The organism is Sphingomonas sp., from assembly GCF_036269755.1.
Taxonomy (GTDB): domain Bacteria; phylum Pseudomonadota; class Alphaproteobacteria; order Sphingomonadales; family Sphingomonadaceae; genus Sphingomonas.
In genome coordinates this window covers 1-18,048 of the sequence record NZ_DATBDV010000001.1, presented here as the reverse complement: position 1 = coordinate 18,048, position 18,048 = coordinate 1, and the positions used below count along the sequence as shown (strand labels likewise).

Sequence of the window (18,048 nt, the reverse complement as noted above, 5' to 3'; positions counted from 1 at the left end):
CGAAGCGCGATTAGCCACGCCGCCCCTTGTGTTGCTAATGTGCAACACTATCTCGACCCCAGGCAAGCAGGGACTGTAGATGAACCTCGAAAAATTCACCGACCGCGCCAAGGGTTTTCTCCAGGCGGCGCAGACGATCGCGATCCGGCTCAACCATCAGCGGATCACGCCCGAGCATATCCTGAAGGCATTGCTCGACGACGAGCAGGGCATGGCCGCCGGGCTGATCAAGTCGGCCGGGGGCGACACCAAGCGCGCGGCGAGCGAGACCGATCTGGCGCTGTCCAAGATTCCTGCGGTGTCAGGATCGGGGGCGCAGCAATCGCCCGGCGTCGATAACGATTCGGTCCGCGTTCTCGACCAGGCCGAGCAGATCGCGGCGAAGGCGGGCGACAGCTACGTCACGGTCGAACGGCTGCTGGTCGCGCTCGCGTTGAGCCTCAACACCGCCGCGGGCAAGGCGCTCAAGGCGGCGGGCGTGACGGCGGAAGGTCTCAACACCGCGATCGATGCGCTCCGCGGCGGGCGCACCGCCGACACCGCGGGCGCGGAGGACCGGTTCGACGCGCTCAAGAAGTTCGCGCGCGACCTCACGCAAGTGGCGCGCGACGGCAAGCTCGATCCCGTGATCGGTCGCGACGAGGAAATCCGCCGCACGATCCAGATCCTCGCGCGCCGCACCAAGAACAACCCCGCGCTGATCGGCGAGCCCGGGGTCGGCAAGACCGCGATAGCCGAGGGGCTCGCGATCCGCATCGCCAATGGCGACGTGCCCGATACGCTCAAGGACCGGCGGCTGATGGCGCTCGACATGGGCGCGCTGATCGCCGGTGCCAAATATCGCGGCGAGTTCGAGGAGCGGCTCAAGGGCGTGCTCGACGAGGTCAAGGCCGCCGAGGGCGACATCGTCCTGTTCATCGACGAAATGCATCAGCTGATCGGCGCGGGGAAGACCGAGGGCGCGATGGACGCGTCGAACCTGCTCAAGCCGGCATTGGCGCGCGGCGAACTGCATTGCGTCGGCGCCACGACTCTCGACGAATATCGCAAATACGTCGAGAAGGATCCGGCGCTGCAGCGGCGATTCCAGCCGGTGTTCGTCGGCGAGCCGACGGTCGCGGACACGATCTCGATCCTGCGGGGCCTGAAGGAGAAATACGAGCTGCACCACGGCGTCCGGATCACCGACGGCGCGTTGGTGTCGGCGGCGACCTTGTCGAACCGCTACATCACCGACCGTTTCCTGCCCGACAAGGCGATCGACTTGATGGACGAGGCGGCGTCGCGCATCCGCATGGAAGTCGAGTCGAAGCCCGAGGAGATCGAGAATCTCGACCGCCGGATCATCCAGCTCAAGATCGAGCGCGAGGCGTTGAAGAAGGAGAGCGACGCAGCGTCGCGGGACCGGCTCGCCAGCCTCGAGGGCGAGCTCGCCAATCTCGAGCAGCAGTCGGCGGAACTGACGCAGCGCTGGCAGGCCGAGAAGGACAAGATCGGCGCCGAAGCAAAGCTCAAGGAGCAGCTCGACGCCGCCCGCATCGCACTCGACCAAGCGCAGCGTTCGGGCGATCTCGCCAAGGCCGGCGAGCTTTCGTACGGCACGATCCCACAGCTGGAAAAGCAGCTCGCCGACGCCGCCGGCGCGGCCAAGGGCGCGATGCTGCGCGAGGAAGTCACTGCCGAGGATATCGCCGGCGTGGTCAGCCGCTGGACCGGCATTCCGGTCGATCGGATGATGGAGGGCGAGCGCGAGAAACTGCTCGCGATGGAGGCCGAGCTCGGCAAGCGCGTGATCGGCCAGGCCGATGCGGTGCGCGCGGTATCGACCGCGGTGCGGCGCGCGCGCGCCGGGCTACAGGATCCTAACCGGCCGCTCGGCAGCTTCCTGTTCCTCGGCCCGACCGGGGTCGGCAAGACAGAATTGACCAAGGCGCTCGCCGAATTCCTGTTCGACGATGCGTCCGCGATGGTCCGGATCGACATGAGCGAGTTCATGGAGAAGCATTCGGTGGCGCGCCTGATCGGCGCCCCGCCAGGCTATGTCGGTTACGAGGAAGGCGGCGTCCTAACCGAGGCGGTTCGTCGTCGGCCGTACCAGGTCGTTTTGTTCGACGAGGTCGAGAAGGCGCATGGCGACGTGTTCAACGTGCTGCTCCAGGTGCTCGACGACGGCCGGCTGACCGATGGCCAGGGCCGCACCGTCGATTTCACCAACACGATCATCGTGCTGACGTCGAACCTCGGCAGTCAGTTCCTGTCGAGCCTCGGCGAGGGTGAGAGCGTGGCGTCGGTCGAGGGCCAAGTGATGGAGATCGTCCGCGCGCACTTCCGCCCGGAATTCCTCAATCGGCTCGACGAGATCGTGCTGTTCCATCGGCTCGGGCAAAGCGAGATGGCGCCGATCGTCGATATCCAGGTCGCGCGCGTCGCCAGGTTGCTGGCCGAACGCAAGATCCATATCGATCTGACGCCCGCGGCGCGCGATTGGCTGGGCCGTGTCGGCTACGATCCGGTGTACGGCGCGCGGCCGCTCAAACGTGCGGTGCAACGCTATTTGCAGGACCCGCTCGCCGACCTGATCCTGTCGGGCGGCGTCAAGGACGGCCAGACGGTGGCGGTCGACGAGGGCGACGGCAAGCTGACGCTATCGGTCACCTGACCTTGGGCGGCCGAGCGCGCCGCCATCGCTACGAATACAAAAAGGGCCGCTCCCGAAGGAGCGGCCCGATTTGTTTGGTCCTCGGATCGACTTTAGAAGTCGACCTTCGCGCCGAAGCGGAACAGACGGCCGATGAACAGACGGTCAGCCCAAGCCGGGTTGAACTGATACAGGCCATAAGCGGCGTTCGGATCGTACGACGGCTTGCGGTCGAGGACGTTCTGCACGTCGCCGTAGAAGGTGAACTTCTTGCCGACATAGAACTCGAAGTGGCCGTCGAGGTTGAACACCGACTTCGACTTACACTCGATCGGATCGCCGTTGTTGTAGATGGCCTGCTGCCCGTTCAGCGCGCTGGCCGCGCAGTCGCCATAGACGCCGCCCGAGTCCGTCGCCACCGACGAGAACCCAGCGGTGTAATAGCCGGTCAGGCTGACGCTGGCCGTGTCGCCGAAGTTCAGCGTGTTCTGCCAGCTGGCACGCCATTTCGGTGCACCGGAGCACGACGTGATGTTGCACGAGCCGAGCGAGTTGTCGTAGCGGTTGATCGTCCCGTCCTCGTTCGTCTGCTGAAGGCGGAGCAGCAAAGACGCATTGGCGTTGGTCCGCCACTGAATCCCGCTGGTAAGGTCGAACTTCCCGCTCGCCGAGAAGTCGATGCCCTTGGCGAGGAACGAGTCGGCATTCTTGTACGAACCGACCGCGAAGCCGAGCAACGGCAGCGCATTGAGGTTCTGCGGATCGGCAACGCCCTTGACCGCCGTGATACCCGGCGCGGTGATAACGCCGTTATTGGTATAGTATTGGGCGATGTCAGCCGCCGACACGGACGCGCCGATGATCACGTTCTTGATCTTCGTCGACCAGTAATCGACCGTGATCGTGACGCGGCTGATAGGCTGCAACACGATGCCGGCGGTGAGCGACGTCGACACTTCCGGCTTCAGGTTCGGGTTACCCGACGACGTCAGGCCATAGCTGTACCCACCCTGATAATACGCCGTGTTGGTCGCGTGCGCCGCGCAGAACGCGGTATACGTTGGCGAGGCGCAGTTGATCGATGACGACACATAGCCCGTCGTCGGCAACGAGAACGACTCGGCGAAGCTCGGAATACGGAAGCCCTTGCCGTAGGTACCGCGCAGCTTGATCTGCTCGATCGGCTTGAACTCCGCCTCGAACTTCGGCGAGAAGCGGCTCTGCCCGGTCGAATAGCTGTCGTACGACCCTTCCGCCTTGAGCTTCAGCATGCTGAAGATCGGGGCGGTGACTTCGTAGCCGGCCGACCAGACGTGGCGCTTGCCGTCCACGCCGACCGCATTGATGCCGAAGTAACGGGCATTCGGGTTGGTCAGGTTGGCCGGGTTGGCGCTGGGGTTGTGGATCGCTTCGTAGCGGAACTGACCGGTGACGGCGACGTTGATCGCGCCGCCCGGCAGGTTGAACAGATCCTTATTCAAGGTCGCCTGGATCTGGGTCAGCTTCGACGTCGACTTGTTGTTGTTCTGCGGGAACACGGCGGCGATCTGCGCCGCGGTGTTCTGCGACTGATCGACGAAGTTGTACGTGCCCTGGGCAATCGCGTTCATCAGGCCCTGAAGGTAGATGTAGCCATTGTTCTGGGTCTTCAGCTGAACTTCCGACGCCGTCGCGGCGAGGTTGAAGTTCCAGCCATCGCCGAACGAGCCGTCGAGCCCGCCGCTGATGCGATAGGTCCGGGTGTCGGTGTTCGTCGAACGCGTCACCTGCGGCAGCGCAACCAGACGAGCGAGGTTACCCTGCGCCGCGAACGGGTTGTTCGGGTTGAGCGTGCCGTTAGCGGCGGTGCAACCCGTAGCCGTTAGGTTACCGCCGACGATCGTCGACGTGCCTGCCGAGCAGACATATTGTGGCAGGAAGATCGCGCTGACCGTCGAGATGATACCACCAGCGGCCGTCGAGCCCGTGAAGCCCTGCGGACCGGCGTTGTTCCCCTTGGTCGTTGTGTTGTAATAGTTGGCCATCACATAGGCCTCGCCGAACGAGCCTAGCTTGAACGTAGCACGAGCGTTCAGACCCTTGCGGGTGATGTCCGAATTATAGGCGCGATATTCGTTGACCAAGTCTTCCTGGCAGACGGTCGCGGGCGTGCTCGTCGCGATTCCCGCACCGGTCCGCGTAAGGGTTGCGGCGTTATTGGCCGCGGTCAGCGCGTACCCCGGAAGGTTCTGACAGCCGAGCCCCGGGTTCAGCAGCTGATAGGGGGTGCCGACCGCCGCAAGCCCAGGGGTGTATGCCCGCACGAACGGAACGCTGGTCGACGCGAAGCCTAGGAAGCTGTTGTCGGCCTGGATGCCGTTGCGGATGCCGTTGTTCAAACAGCCCTCTGCGGCAGTGCCGCAGATCCGGCTCAGGTCGGCGGTGTTGAACGGATAGCCGCGGTCGCGAACGAGCAGCGGGTCGCTCTTCTGATACTCGCCGTTGATGTAGACGTTGAAGCCCTGACGATCGAGGTCGCCATAGCCCGCGGTCGCGGAGAGGCGGCGCTCGCCGGCGTCGCCGCGCTGCGAGATAGCGGCCGATCCGTTGAGGTGCAGGCCGGTGATCTGGCGCTTGATGATGACGTTGACCACGCCGGCGATCGCATCCGAACCATAGGTCGCCGACGCGCCGTCGAGCAGCGTGTCGATGCGGTCGACGATCGAGATCGGGATGGTGTTGATGTCGACGAAGTTGCGATAGCCGTCGTCACCCAGCGGGTAAAAGGCGGTGCGCATGCCGTTGAACAGCGTCAGCGTGTAGGCGTCGTTGAGGCCGCGCAGCGACGGCGCCGAGGCACCGGTGGCGAACCCGAACGACGACCAGCTCGGCGGCGCGGTGCCGGCGTTGTTGGCGGTCAGCAGCTGGAGCGCGTCGGCAACGGTGGTGACGCCGCGGTTCTGCAGGTCTGCCGCCGTCGTGGTCACGACAGGCGAGGCGGTTGCGGCGGCCGGGTTGCGCGAAATCGAACCCGTGATGATGATGTCGTTGGCCTTACCCGCCTGGGCGTCGGCCTGATCGGGAGTCGGCGTCGTCGCCGGAGTCGGCGTCGCAGTCGTCGCCTGCGCCAGTGCCGGCGTGGCGTACATCGCCGAGGCGATCGCGCCGGCGCCGAGCAGCGTCAGCGCGCGGATCGCGGTGCTGTCACGCAGCGAGCGCGAAAAAATCGAATTCTTGGTCACGTAGCGGTTTCCCTCGCTTGACCCAGCCACGCATTCGCGGTTCCGGGCGGTTGCCACACCCCGACGCGGCGCACAGAGCGCCGACTGGGGCATTGGCCGGTGGATGGCGCTAGCCGCCGCGACTGTAAAGGCGGCTCGTAGCCTGCCGCCGAGATTTCAGACCGGCTGTAGCCAAAAAGTCACAGGCCGCGGGCGTGCGAATCCGCCCGTCTCGCCCTGCGGCGCGACGTTGATTACGTGGGAGACGTTCCGAATTGCGTGGACGGGGCAGCCCGACGCTGCCCCGCCCAGCGGATCAGAACCTGAACCGGGCACCCGCCCGAAACGTACGGCCGATCAGGCCGGCCGCGTGCCACGACGCCAGGTAGTTGGTCTGCGTCGAATAAGCGGTGTTCGCGAACAGCGGTGCCCGCGCACCGAACACGTTGCCGACGGTGAGCGAGAACGTGAACTGGTCGCCCACGTTCGCCGCCAGGTTCAAGTCGGTGTAGATGAAGCTCTTCACGTGGCAGAACTTGTCCACCGGCTGGCCGGTCACCTTGTAGACGACGGCGTTGCAGGAGATGTCGTTGACGGTCGGGCTGACCGCTGACGACGCCTGGTCTGCCGCGACCGCCTTGATGCCACCGACATAATAGGTCGTCGCGGTCAGCGAGAACGCTCCCGCAACCAGCGTGTTCTGCCAGTTGCCGCGCCAGCGCGGCGTGCCGCCGCCCGACGACAGATCCTCCGGCCCCACCGTGCCGGCGTATTTCTGCACCGGGCCGGTCGTGGGATGGAGGTCGTATTGCAGCGTTTCCTGCAGATCGAGCCGGCTCTCGAGCTTGATATCGTTCGAGATCGGGATCCGGGCATCGAGACTGAACTCGAGGCCGGAGCTGATCAGATATGCCGAGTTCACATACGGCGCGTTGACGACGAGCAAACGCGGCAACGCGTTGAGCGCCGACGGATCGGCGCCGTCGATGACGTTGCACGAATAGCCGGGTGCAACCGCCGCGACCTTGGCGCAGCCGGCTGCCGCCGCGGCAGCCGCCGAAGCGAAGGACTGGTTCGCAACCGAATAATACGCCGTGATCGCGTCGCCGACTTGGGGCCCGGTGACGATCAGGTTCGACTTCTTCACTCGGTAATAGTCGGCCGTGAAGGTCAGCCAGCGCACCGGATCGACGATCAGACCGGCCGTATAGCTGCGCGAGATTTCGGGCTGGATGTTCGGGTTACCGACAAAGCCTCTGCCGAGGCTGTAGGCCGCGACATACCCGGCATTGCCCGGATGCGCGGCAACGAACGCTGCGTTCGGGGTGTAGCCGACGAACCCGGAATACGAGCTGAGGGGGTTCGATTCGGCGAAGGTCGGCGCGCGGAATCCTTCCGAATAGGTGCCGCGGAGCGCGAGGCCTTTCACCGGCTGGAACTTGATCGTCGCCTTGGGCGAGAAGCGGCCAATCCCGGTCGAGTAATGGTCGTACCGGCCCGAGATGTTGACGTCGAGATTGTCGAGGATCGGCGCGTCGAGTTCGAAGAATCCGGCCACGACCGAACGCTTGCCGAACGCCTGCGCGGTCGACACGCCGGGCAGGTCGAGGTTCGGGTTGAGGCTGCGGTTGTTGAGTTCCTCGCGGCGGAACTGGCCGCCGACCGCGAGTTGCAGATCGCCGCCCGGCAGCGCGAGCAGCTTGCCCTTGACGATCGCGTCGGCGGTGATTTCGGTCGAATCCGACCTGGCGTTGATCGGCGGGGCGACCGAGTTGCGCACCGCTGCGCTGTTCAGACCCGGATTGACGAAATTGTACGACCCCGTGTTGATCGCCTTGACCAGACCGGCCAGGTTGAAGTTGCCGTACACCGTCAGGTCAAGATTGTCGCGCGAGTAGGCGGAATCGATGTTCCACCGCCAGTTGGATCCGATCTCGCCCTTCAGTCCGCCCGACACGCGGTAGACCTTGTTGATGCGCTTGCTGCCCGACTTGATGTCGCCGAACAGGTAGTAAAGCCGCGCCGCGCCGGCGGCGGGATTGGCCGCAAAAGCCGCGGCATAGGGGTTGTTCGGGTTGAGCTGACGGTTCGGGTCGGTCGCGCAGTTGGTGCCCGCAGCGCAGATATAGACCGGAAGGACGACGCCGGGGGTGGTCGTCGAGGTCGCTGGGCTGCCGCCGAACGCCTGGGTCTGGCGAACGGCAACCGGCGCTCTGGTGATATCGACCCGATTGTTCGCGTAGCTCCCCGCCAGATAGCCTTCGATGCTGCTGCCCAGGCGGAAGCTTGCGCGGCCGACAAAGTCGTAGCGCTCCTGCTTGGGAAGGAAGATGGCGAATTCCTTCTGCAGGTCGTGCGCGCACGCCGTGCCGATCCGCGCGGAGGTGTTCTCGGAGAACGTGCCGTACGGGCAGTTGCCGATCGGCGTCAGCGAGTTGAAGATCGCCGGCGTGGTGGCATTGGCGACCGAACCCGCCAACGGGTTGTTGAGGTCGGTCTGCGTCGTGCGGGTAACGACGGCATTGGGGGTCGCCGTGGTCAGCGTATCGTCGGCGCGATTGTTGTCGTTGCCGCCGATCGCCCGAAGATCGAGTGTGTTGAACGGGAAGCCGAGCGAGTCGTTGGTGACCAGCGCGCTGCGCTCATAGTCGCCGCCGATATAGATGTTGAAGCCCTGGCGGCTATAGTCGCCGAACCCGACGAGCATGCGCGCGCGATACTTCGCGGCTTCGCCCCGCTCCGAAACCCCGGCATCGACGGTAGCGTCGAAGCCCTTGAAGCTCTTGCGGGTGATGAGGTTCACCACGCCGCCGATCGCGTCGGCGCCGTACAGCGACGACGCGCCGTCCTTGAGCACCTGGATGCTCTCGACGTTGGCCATCGGGATGCTGTTGAGATCGACGTAATTGTTGTGGCCATCGTCGTTCAGCGGGAAGTTCGCCGAGCGCAGACCGTCAATCAGCGTGATCGTCGACGAGACGCCGAGATTGCGCAGCGATACGGCCGAGCCGCCCGCCGAGAAACCGCTGCTGAAGCCGTTGCCGATCGAGCCCGCACCGTCGGCCGAGATCGAGCGCACCGCATCGGACACGTTGGTGATGCCGGCGCGGTCCAAATTCTCCGCAGTCACAACGGTGACCGGCGACGCGGTCTTGGTCGCGTTGGCGAACAGCGTGCCGGTAACGACGATGTCGTCCTTCTGATCGTCGGTCGCCTGGTCGGCCGGTGTGGCACTCGCCGGCGTCGCGGTCGGCTGCGTCGTCTGCGCAAAGGCCGGCGTAGCGGCGAGCGTCGCGATCAGCCCGAGCGGAGCCGCGGTCGTCAGCAGGCGCAGCTTGGGCGCCGAACGGAAAAAAGCCATCCTGGTATATATCCCCAATATGGGTTGGAGCCCGCGCGCAGACCCCCTGCGCGCCGGCCACATCCCCTCTCGCCGGTCGCAAGCCCTCCAGCCGAACCGACGACCAATCGATAAACGAGTCGTAACCTGTGTAAAGCGGCCGGACCGGACCAAGCGCGATTTGGTGCATCGGCGTAACAACTTTGCCACAAAGGGGCAGATTAGGTGTCTTATTGCGATAGGACAGTATGGCTGCCGTCTCTCTTCGGCTACCTCGGCATCGCCCCCGCGACGAGCAACGGGTCGATCCTGGCGCCTCGCCACCGCAGGCCCCAATGGAGGTGCGGCCCGGTTGCTCGCCCGGTCCGTCCCGAATAGGCGATCACCTGCCCACGCGTGACCGTCTGGCCGGCCGCGACGAGGATCCGCGACAAGTGCATGAACGCGCTTTCGACGCCCATGCCGTGCCCGACCAGCAACAGATTGCCTTCGAGCAGGAACGGATGGTCCGACGCCAGCATGACCACGCCGTCGGCGGGCGCGAACACCGGCGTCCCCTCGGGCACCGCAATGTCGATCCCCGAATGGTACGCGCCGGCCTCGCCGTTTGCGTAGACGCGCTGCGACCCGAACAGCGTCGAGATGCGCCCCGTCGCGGGCCAGCGGAATGGCTGGCGCCAGCCTTCGGATTCGATCGATGCCGCGCGCGCGGCCTTAATCGCGGCAAGCTCGGCGGGGCGAATGCGGGCGAAATCGGCGGGCGGCACCGGATATTTCGGGAGAGTCGACAGCCGCGAGATGTTCCATGCGCGCGGCGCGACGCTCAGCGCGCGCGACACGATACCGCCGTCGGCCAATGTCGCGACCAGCATCGCGCTCGGCCCCGCATCGCGGTCGAACGCGATCACGAACGCACCGTCGGACGCCACCGCAACTGGAACGCCGTCGAGCGCCAGCGAGGCGGTCCGCGGCGGCACCACCCCGCGAAGCAATCCGCCTTGTGTCATGCTGCCGTTGAGTTCGAACGCAGCGGAGTTTTGCGGAACAAGCGGCGCGGCTCGCAACGGCGCGGAGATGAGGGCCAGCCGCGCAGGAGCCTCGATGCAGCTTCCCGTGGCGACCGAAGCGGCGAGGCCGAAGACCCAGCGCCGCGCGCGCTTCATCGCCGGGTTTCGGCCTCTAGCGCGAGGCTGGCGTCGGCATAGGCTTCCTGCCGCTCGACGCTCCAGTAGCGCAGGTCGTCGAGATCGATCGTGGCGCCCGACACCGCGCATGTCACATGGCTGCCCGGCTGCAGCACGCGAAACCCGTTCGCCATGTAGTGGAGCCGCGCCGGGCGATCGGTATTGGACATCAGCATGAGCGCAGCATTCCCTTCGTGATCCACACGCGACATCCGACTTGATAATCCCGCCCGATTGAAATTGCACTGGCTGTTGACGCCGCTTGCGTGAACTCGGTCTGAAGCCGGCCCGCTAGCTCGCCGGGGACTGCCGTGCTACGCGCCGATGCCGCACAAGCCGGCGCGTCAGGGCAGCCGAAGCGACAGAAAGGCCACTAACCCGCCAATGCTGAGGAATCTGTTTTCGAAGGGTCCCCGCACTGCGGAGACCGAGCCGAGCCTTGCCGGCTCGGAACCGGCCGAATCCCGGGCCTACACTGTCGGCTGGCTGCTCAAGACCGAAGATGCCAGCATCATCTGGGACACCCCGAAGCCGGTCCGGACCGAATCCCAAAGCAGCGATCCCAGGTCGGTCGGGCAATGTCCCTCGGTTCTCGACTTCGACCGCCGTCATTTCGTGATCAATTGCCCGATCGACGTGCATCTGCGCCTGAACTTGACGCCGGGCGGGATGGACATCACCAACGTGCTCGCGGACAAAAGCCCGATCCGCGCCGACGCGCTCCAGCGATGGATCGTATTCCAGCCGCGGCACGAGTGGCGCCACCCGCAGCGGCCGGTGCTGCAGATGCTGACCTCCTACGTGTTCGTTTCGGACGATCCGGTCTACATCAACCAATATCCCCCGATCCTCCATTATACGCCGGACAGGCCGGGGATCCAGATCGACGGGCGCTTCCCGATCGATATCTGGCCGCGCGCGCTGATGTGGGCCTTCGAGTGGCACGACACCGCGAAGGACCTCATTCTCCGGCGCGGCGAGCCGCTTTTCTACGTCCGGTTCGAGGGACCCGATCCGGCGGCACCCGTGCGGCTGATCGCGGCGAAGAAGACGCCCGAACTGGAAAGCCATATGGCCTCGATTACCGGCGTCAGCGAGATCGTGGGACAGACCTATTCGCTGTTCAAGAACGCTCGGGAGCGCCGGCCGGCGAAGTTGCTATTCCCGAAGGAATGACGCCGCCGCACCGTCCGCGGCCATCGTCATCGCGAGCAACGGCGCTCGGCAATTTGCAAACAAGCCGGCGGCGATGCACGCTTCGCCGGCACGATCATCGTCGCATCGAGGGGAAGCTGCGTTGAAGTACGTTCAGGTTGTTCAATGGTCGGCGGAGCGCGACGGCATCCGCTTCGAAATGCTCGGAGACGATCAGGAGCTTCACCGTTTCGAGGTGAGCGCCGAATGTGCCGGCGCCCTCGGAGCGGCGCTGGCCGCCGAGGCAGAAAAGCTGAACGGGGAGGGCAACCAGCAGTTCATCCGGCCCACAGGAATGCAGACGGGACGGACCGAGCAGGGCGAGCCGGTGCTGTTCCTGTCGCTCGACGGCGGAACCGAGCTGCCGCTGGTTTTCAAGCCCGAGAGCATCGGCCTGATCCTATCCGAACTGGAGGGACTGATGCGGGCGGTCCAGCCGGGATCGCAAGTCCGCTGGCGGTGATGTGGGCACAAACGCCGTTTGACGGGCAACCGCTATAACAAGGTCGGCTGATCCGATTTGTCCTTGACGTGGGTTTTGCCGCCCGGCTGCTCGACTCGCGCCGCCACGTCGCCATCGCCGAAATGGAGCGTCAGCGCGCCGGCCTTGCGCGCGGCGACCGCGCTGGCGACGGCGCCGCCGCTCCGCGCCTCGACCCAGGCATAGCCGCGATCGAGCACGTGGCGGGGGTTGAGCGCTTCGACCAGCTTGAAGGTCTGGTCGAGCCGTTGGCGCGCGGCAGCGACGCGCTGGACGAGCAAGGCGGGGCGAAACGCGCCGGCGGTGCGGTCGAGCTGGCCCCGCGCCAGCGTCACGCGCCGTTCGAGCGCTCGGTCGAGGCGCTGCGCGGCATCGTCGGCGCGCTGGCGCTGCGGGCCGAGCAGCGCGTCGCGCTTGGGCAGCAGCCGCGCGAGCGCATCGCTCCGCTCGCGCCCGCGTTCGACATAGCGCCGTGCGCAGCGCTCGGCGCGCTGGGCATAAGCGTCGAGCCCGAGCCGCAATTCGGCGAGCACCGGCACCGCGAGCTCGGCCGCCGCGGTCGGGGTCGGCGCGCGCAAGTCGGCGGCGTGGTCGCACAGACTCGTGTCGGTCTCGTGCCCCACCGCCGAGATGATCGGGATCGAGCAAGCCGCGACCGCGCGGACGACGACTTCCTCGTTGAAAGCCCACAGATCCTCGATCGACCCGCCGCCGCGCGCGACGATGACCAGGTCGGGACGCGGCACCGCGCCGCCCGCCGCCAGGGCGTCGAACCCGCGCACCGCCGCGGCGACCTCCGCGGCCGCACCGACGCCCTGCACCTTGACCGGCCACACGATCACGCGCGTCGGGCAGCGATCGGCGAGGCGGTGGAGGATGTCGCGGATCACCGCGCCGGTCGGCGAGGTGACCACGCCGATCACGCGCGGCATGAACGGCAGCGTCTTCTTGCGGCCTTGGTCGAACAGCCCTTCGGCGCCCAATTGCTGCTTCAATTTCTCGAACAGCGCCATCAGCGCGCCCTCGCCCGCCAGCTCCATGCGATCGATCACGACCTGGTATTTGGAACGGCCCGGATAGGTGGTGAGCTTGCCCGACGCGATCACCTCGATCCCGTCCTGCGCGGCAAACGGCAGCAAAGCCGCCTGCCCCTTCCACATCACCCCGTCGATCACCGCGGCATCGTCCTTGAGGCACAGATAGACGTGGCCGGACGCCGCGCGCTTGTACCCAGAAATCTCGCCGCGCAGCCGGACGCGGCCGAACTCGCCCTCAACCATGCGCTTGAGGCGTCCGGACAGTTCCGACACGCTTTCCGGCGCGGAATTGTCGCCAGGCCGAGCCTCCGCTACCAGCCGCGCGTTGTCGTCGTCGGGAAAAGGGTCGGGCATGAACGTCCTGCTGATCGGATCGGGTGGGCGTGAACATGGCCTTGCGTGGAAGCTCGCGCAATCGCCCCTCCTCACGAAACTCTACGCCGCGCCCGGAAACCCGGGGATCGGCGAGGAGGCGGAGCTGGTCGCGCTGAACGTGACGCACCATCCGGGCGTGATCGATTTCTGCCGCGCAGCCGGGATCGCGCTGGTGGTGGTCGGGCCCGAAGCGCCGCTGGTCGCGGGGCTCGCCGACGATTTGCGCGCGGCCGGGATCAGGGTTTTCGGGCCCGACAAGGCACCCGCGCAACTCGAAGGATCGAAAGCGTTCACCAAGGCGCTGTGCGACCGCGCCGGCATCTCGACCGCCGGCTATCGCACGGCGCATTCGCTCGATGAGGCGCGGGCAGCGCTCGCCGCGTTCGGCGCGCCGGTGGTGGTCAAGGCCGACGGTCTCGCCGCCGGCAAGGGCGTGACGGTGGCAATGACAATGGCCGAGGCGGAGGCCGCGATCGATGCCTTGTTCGCCGAGCCCGGCGCGAGCGCGGTGATCGAGGAATTCCTCGACGGCGAGGAGGTCAGCCTGTTCGTGCTGACCGACGGCAAAGCGATGGTGCCGTTCGGGTCCGCGCAGGACCACAAACGCGTCGGCGATGGCGATACCGGCCCGAACACCGGCGGCATGGGGGCGCACAGCCCGGCGCGCGTGCTGACGCCCGAACTCGAAGCCCGCGCGCTTCGCGAGATCGTCGCCCCGACCATCGCGACCCTGGCCGCGGAAGGCATGCCTTATTCGGGGGTGCTCTACGCGGGGCTGATGCTCACCGGCCAGGGGCCCAGGCTGATCGAATATAACGCGCGGTTCGGCGACCCCGAATGCCAGGTGCTGATGATGCGGCTGGAGAGCGACTTGCTCGCGCTGCTGCTGCCGATTGCGGAGGGGCGCCTGAGCGATGCGCCCGCCCCGGTGTTCAGCGACGATGTCGCGCTGACGGTGGTGATGGCGGCCAATGGCTATCCCGGAACGCCCGAGACCGGCGGCGCCATCGGCGGGATCGACGCGGCGGAGGCGGGCGGCGCCAAGGTGTTCCAGGCCGGAACCAAGTCGGTCGACGGCCGCCTAATCGCCTCAGGCGGACGCGTGCTCGCGGTCACCGCGACCGGCGCCACCGTCCGCGCCGCGCAAGCCGCCGCGTATCGCGCGGTCGACGCGATCGACTTCCCCACCGGCTTCTGCCGCCGCGACATCGGCGCGCGCGAGATCGCCCGCGAATCGGACTGAGCGCGCGGCAACGCTCGCCGACCGCCGCCGCGGAACGTCCACCGACCGGCCCCGTTATGGCGTATCGCCCGTCATCCGCTAAGGGTGACGGGAAGATACGATCGAGGACTCCCAGGATGCAGACGCCCGTAACGGTCGGTGGCGCCGCCGATGCCTTCTATGGCTGGACGATCATCCAGCTGATCCTGATGGCGCTCGCCGCCGTCGCGGTGGTCGCGGGCATGCTCTATGGCCGGCGCCTCGCGCACCAGCGGCATCGCGCGCAACAAGCCGCCGAGGAGCGCGCCGAGGAAGCCGGGATCGAGCTGCCGCCCGAACAGGTTGCGGACGGCGAGACGATCGCTGCCGTGGAGCCCGAAGCGGAAGCCGGCCCCACCCCCGGAACGCCGCGGGACCCGGGGTACGAACTGGCGCCCGCCGCGCCGGCCGAAGACCAACCCGAGCCCGAGCCGGAGCCCGAGCCAGCCCGACCTGCGGCCGCCCCGGAGCCCGAGCCCGAGCCCGTCGCGGCCGCCGCGCCCCAGGCTGCACCCGCCGTCGAGCCCGAAGCTGCGCCGGCGGTCGAACCGGCGATTGCCGGCGCGCTGGCGCTCACCACGATCAAGGGTCTCGGCCCCAAGGTCGCGGCGATGCTCGCCGAGCGCGGCATCACGCGAGTCGATCAGATCGCGGCGCTGACCCCCGACGACGCCGCGGCGCTCGACGTCCAGCTCGGCGCGTTCACCGGCCGCATGACGCGCGACCGCTGGATCGACCAGGCCAGGCTGCTCGCGAGCGGCGACACCGCGGGCTACGAGGCGGAGTTCGGGAAACTAGGCTAGCGTCGCGCTTTCCTTTTTACTGCTCCCCTTACGCTTCCCCGGCGAAGGCCGGGGCCCAGGTGGGAGCGGCGAATTGAAGGCGCTGCCTCATCACATCTGTACTGTAACTGGGCCCCGGCCTTCGCCGGGGAAGCGTAAAATTATCGAGCGCTTTAGCGCCCCTCCCTCGCCCGCGTGACCAGCAATTTGTCGATGCGACGCCCGTCGAGATCGACCACTTCGAACGTCCAGCCTTGCTCGACGACGCTCTCGCCCTCGCCCGGCAAGCGGCGGAATGCGGCGAGCGCAAAGCCCGCGGCGGTCGCATAGTCGCGGTCGTCGGGCAGATCGAGGTCGAGCTTTTCGGCGAGCAGATCGGCCGAGGCGGAGCCCGCGACCAGATAGCTGCCGTCGTCGCGATGGACGAAATCGGGCGATTCGTTCGGATCGGCGTCCGACGCGAATTCCCCGGCGATCGCGGCGAGCAGATCGGCGGGCGTCACGATCCCTTCGAAATGGCCGTATTCGTCGTGGATCAGCGCCATCGGCACCGGCGCTCGCCGCAACCGCACGAGCGCGTCCATCGCGTCGAGCTGGTCGATCACCACCGGCGCCGCGCGCATCAGCACCTTGAGGTCGAGCGGTTCGCCCTTGATCGCGGCGGCGACGATGTCGCGAGCCTGGACGACGCCGATCACGGCGTCGATCGAACCGTCGGCGACCGGCAGCCGCGTATGCTGCGTGCCCGCGAGCTTGGCGCGGATGCCGATATCGTCGAGGCTGCTGTCGAGCCAGTCGACTTCGGTCCGCGGCGTCATTACTTCGCGCACCGGGCGATCCGCCAACCGCACCACGCCGGAGATGATCGATCGCTCATGCTCCTCGATCACGCCCGACTTGCTCGCCTCGGCGACGATCAAATGGAGCTCCTCGGCGGTGACCTGATCCTCGCTGTCGCGGCTCAATCCGGCCAGCCGGAACAACAGCCCGCTGGTCGAATCGAGCAGCCACACGAGCGGCGCCGCGATCCGCGACAGCCACGTCATCGGGATCGCCATCACCGCCGCGATCGGTTCGGGCGAACGCAACGCGAATTGCTTGGGCACCAGTTCGCCGACAATCAGCGAGACGAAGGTGGTGAGTCCGATCACCAGAACGAACCCGACCGTGCCCGCGCTATCGTGGCTCATCCCCGCCAGCTCGAGCCGCGCGGCGACGGGGCCGCCCAGCGCCTCCCCCGAATAGGCGCCCGACAGCACCGCGATCAAAGTAATCCCGACCTGCGCGGTCGACAGGAACTTGCCGGGATCGGCGGCGAGATCGATCGCCGCGCGCGCGCCGCGGCTCCCGGTCCGCGCCATCGCCTCCAGCCGCGCCTTGCGCGACGAGGCGATCGCCATCTCGGTCATCGCGAACACGCCGTTGACCGCGACGAGCACGAGGATGATGACGACGTCGATCCAGGGAAAGGGGTCGAGAGGGGGAGCCGGGGCCATGGTGCGGGGCGGAGCCTATACGGGTGCGGCGGTCAGGCGCAACAGCGCCCTTTCGTAGTTAAACCGCAACTGAATGCGCCTCTCAGCGGCCATTCAGACCGAATCGCCTACACCCATGCAACAGGCTCGGACAGTTCTGCGTTGATACGCGATGCGGAAAAACGGGCTCATGTAGACGGAGGTTCGAGATGAATAGCTTTCTGACCAAAGCGGTACTGGGCGCGACGCTCGGTGCCACTGCGTTGACCGCCGCGGCCCCGGCCGAGGCGCAGCGTTACGGCGGCCACCGCTATCACCGCGGCGGCGATGCCACGGGCGCGGCGATCGTCGGCGGCATCGCCGGCCTCGCGATCGGCGCGGCGATCGCGTCCAGCAACAATCGCGACCGCTATTATCGCGACGATTATTACTACAACCAGCCGCGGTACAATTATTACAACGAATACCCGCGCTACAATTACCGCGAGTGCCGTATCGAGCGCCGCTACGACCCGTATTACGGGCGCCCGGTACGCGTGCGGGTTTGTTACTGACACGGGCGCACGTGGATTAGCGCCAAGCTAATCCACGAGACGCCACGTCGGGCAGCGGTGCCGCGCAGCGGCTCCGTCTGACGACGTGGCGCCACCCCCGGACAAGAAAGACGGCGCGGGAGAGGCTCAACCCCTCCCGCGCCGTTGCGTTCGCGCAGCCCCCGCGGCTAAGGACGCGGGCATGAGCACCGACACCGCCCCCGACCGCCTCTCGACCAACCCCAACAGCCCGTATTTCGACCAGCCGCTGCTCGAGCGCGGCGTCGGCATCCGCTTCAAGGGCGTCGAGCGCCGCGACGTCGAGGAATATTGCATCTCCGAAGGCTGGATCCGGGTGGCGCTGGGCAAGAAGGTGGACAGGCACGGCAATCCGCTGACGTTGAAGCTGAGCGGGGAGGTCGAGGCCTGGTTTGAGAGCGGTGGCCATGAAGAAGCGCCTAGCGCCGACGAGGACAAAGCGTGATAAACCGCCGATGACCTGTCGCAGCACGCGACCGCAGCGTGGCGAAGGATAAGCTGTCGATGGG

13 protein-coding genes are annotated in these 18,048 nt (G+C 66.6%); 7 read left to right on the top strand and 6 right to left on the bottom strand.

Annotated features, from left to right (window positions below; genetic code table 11):
• Positions 1–79 precede the first annotated feature (79 nt).
• On the top strand, positions 80–2,659 hold the full coding sequence (gene clpB, locus VH326_RS00065) for an ATP-dependent chaperone ClpB (protein WP_329629750.1): 2,580 nt from the start codon (positions 80–82) through the stop codon (positions 2,657–2,659).
• Between the two features lie 92 nt (positions 2,660–2,751).
• Here the strand turns inward: clpB and VH326_RS00060 are convergent, their stop codons facing one another.
• The 4 genes from VH326_RS00060 to VH326_RS00045 form a co-directional block, all read right to left on the bottom strand.
• The gene (locus VH326_RS00060) at positions 2,752–5,859 is read right to left on the bottom strand and encodes a TonB-dependent receptor plug domain-containing protein (RefSeq protein WP_329629749.1); all 3,108 of its coding nucleotides are present in this window, start codon (positions 5,857–5,859) and stop codon (positions 2,752–2,754) included.
• 295 nt (positions 5,860–6,154) lie between these two features.
• Positions 6,155–9,199, bottom strand: a complete 3,045-nt coding sequence (locus VH326_RS00055) for a TonB-dependent receptor domain-containing protein (RefSeq protein WP_329629748.1) — start codon at positions 9,197–9,199, stop codon at positions 6,155–6,157.
• 248 nt (positions 9,200–9,447) lie between these two features.
• Positions 9,448–10,341: a M23 family metallopeptidase gene (locus tag VH326_RS00050; protein ID WP_329629747.1), complete on the bottom strand. Its 894-nt coding sequence runs from the start codon at positions 10,339–10,341 to the stop codon at positions 9,448–9,450.
• Positions 10,338–10,538 (bottom strand): DUF2093 domain-containing protein, encoded by a 201-nt coding sequence (locus VH326_RS00045; protein ID WP_329629746.1) that lies wholly within the window; start codon positions 10,536–10,538, stop codon positions 10,338–10,340. Before VH326_RS00045 ends, VH326_RS00050 begins: the two co-directional genes overlap by 4 nt.
• A 208-nt stretch (positions 10,539–10,746) precedes the next feature.
• Between VH326_RS00045 and VH326_RS00040 the strand changes: the two genes are divergently transcribed.
• Entirely contained in the window at positions 10,747–11,538 is a 792-nt protein-coding gene (locus VH326_RS00040; RefSeq protein ID WP_329629745.1) for a hypothetical protein, read from the top strand.
• Positions 11,539–11,659: 121 nt separating this feature from the next.
• On the top strand, positions 11,660–12,019 hold the full coding sequence (locus tag VH326_RS00035; RefSeq protein WP_329629744.1) for a hypothetical protein: 360 nt from the start codon (positions 11,660–11,662) through the stop codon (positions 12,017–12,019).
• 32 nt (positions 12,020–12,051) lie between these two features.
• On the opposite strand, the gene xseA is transcribed toward VH326_RS00035, so the two are convergent.
• Positions 12,052–13,428, bottom strand: coding sequence for an exodeoxyribonuclease VII large subunit (gene xseA, locus VH326_RS00030; protein ID WP_329629743.1), 1,377 nt, complete (start codon positions 13,426–13,428; stop codon positions 12,052–12,054).
• Between xseA and purD the strand changes: the two genes are divergently transcribed.
• Together purD and VH326_RS00020 are read left to right on the top strand one after the other, a co-directional pair.
• On the top strand, positions 13,427–14,692 hold the full coding sequence (gene purD, locus VH326_RS00025) for a phosphoribosylamine--glycine ligase (protein WP_329629742.1): 1,266 nt from the start codon (positions 13,427–13,429) through the stop codon (positions 14,690–14,692). The two genes, xseA and purD, sit on opposite strands and share 2 nt — an antisense overlap.
• Before the next feature lie 116 nt (positions 14,693–14,808).
• Positions 14,809–15,513 carry a helix-hairpin-helix domain-containing protein gene (locus VH326_RS00020; protein WP_329629741.1) on the top strand — a complete coding sequence of 235 codons (705 nt, stop codon included), beginning with the start codon at positions 14,809–14,811 and terminating at the stop codon, positions 15,511–15,513.
• A 152-nt stretch (positions 15,514–15,665) separates the two neighbouring features.
• Here VH326_RS00020 and VH326_RS00015 read toward each other — a convergent pair whose 3' ends face one another.
• On the bottom strand, positions 15,666–16,988 hold the full coding sequence (locus VH326_RS00015) for a hemolysin family protein (RefSeq protein ID WP_329629740.1): 1,323 nt from the start codon (positions 16,986–16,988) through the stop codon (positions 15,666–15,668).
• A gap of 188 nt (positions 16,989–17,176) precedes the next feature.
• Between VH326_RS00015 and VH326_RS00010 the strand changes: the two genes are divergently transcribed.
• Both VH326_RS00010 and VH326_RS00005 read left to right on the top strand, forming a co-directional pair.
• Positions 17,177–17,521, top strand: coding sequence for a hypothetical protein (locus VH326_RS00010; RefSeq protein WP_329629739.1), 345 nt, complete (start codon positions 17,177–17,179; stop codon positions 17,519–17,521).
• Between the two features lie 181 nt (positions 17,522–17,702).
• A complete protein-coding gene (locus VH326_RS00005; RefSeq protein ID WP_329629738.1) occupies positions 17,703–17,984 on the top strand; it encodes a DUF3297 family protein in 282 nt (93 codons plus the stop codon).
• The last annotated feature ends 64 nt before the right edge of the window (positions 17,985–18,048 follow it).

Coding starts and splice junctions, on each gene's coding strand:
- clpB (WP_329629750.1), top strand. CDS start 80: ATGAACCTCGAAAAATTCACCGACCGCGCCAAGGGTTTTCTCCAGGCG.
- VH326_RS00055 (WP_329629748.1), bottom strand. CDS start 9,199: ATGGCTTTTTTCCGTTCGGCGCCCAAGCTGCGCCTGCTGACGACCGCG.
- VH326_RS00050 (WP_329629747.1), bottom strand. CDS start 10,341: ATGAAGCGCGCGCGGCGCTGGGTCTTCGGCCTCGCCGCTTCGGTCGCC.
- VH326_RS00045 (WP_329629746.1), bottom strand. CDS start 10,538: ATGCTGATGTCCAATACCGATCGCCCGGCGCGGCTCCACTACATGGCG.
- VH326_RS00040 (WP_329629745.1), top strand. CDS start 10,747: ATGCTGAGGAATCTGTTTTCGAAGGGTCCCCGCACTGCGGAGACCGAG.
- purD (WP_329629742.1), top strand. CDS start 13,427: ATGAACGTCCTGCTGATCGGATCGGGTGGGCGTGAACATGGCCTTGCG.
- xseA (WP_329629743.1), bottom strand. CDS start 13,428: ATGCCCGACCCTTTTCCCGACGACGACAACGCGCGGCTGGTAGCGGAG.
- VH326_RS00020 (WP_329629741.1), top strand. CDS start 14,809: ATGCAGACGCCCGTAACGGTCGGTGGCGCCGCCGATGCCTTCTATGGC.
- VH326_RS00015 (WP_329629740.1), bottom strand. CDS start 16,988: ATGGCCCCGGCTCCCCCTCTCGACCCCTTTCCCTGGATCGACGTCGTC.
- VH326_RS00010 (WP_329629739.1), top strand. CDS start 17,177: ATGAATAGCTTTCTGACCAAAGCGGTACTGGGCGCGACGCTCGGTGCC.
- VH326_RS00005 (WP_329629738.1), top strand. CDS start 17,703: ATGAGCACCGACACCGCCCCCGACCGCCTCTCGACCAACCCCAACAGC.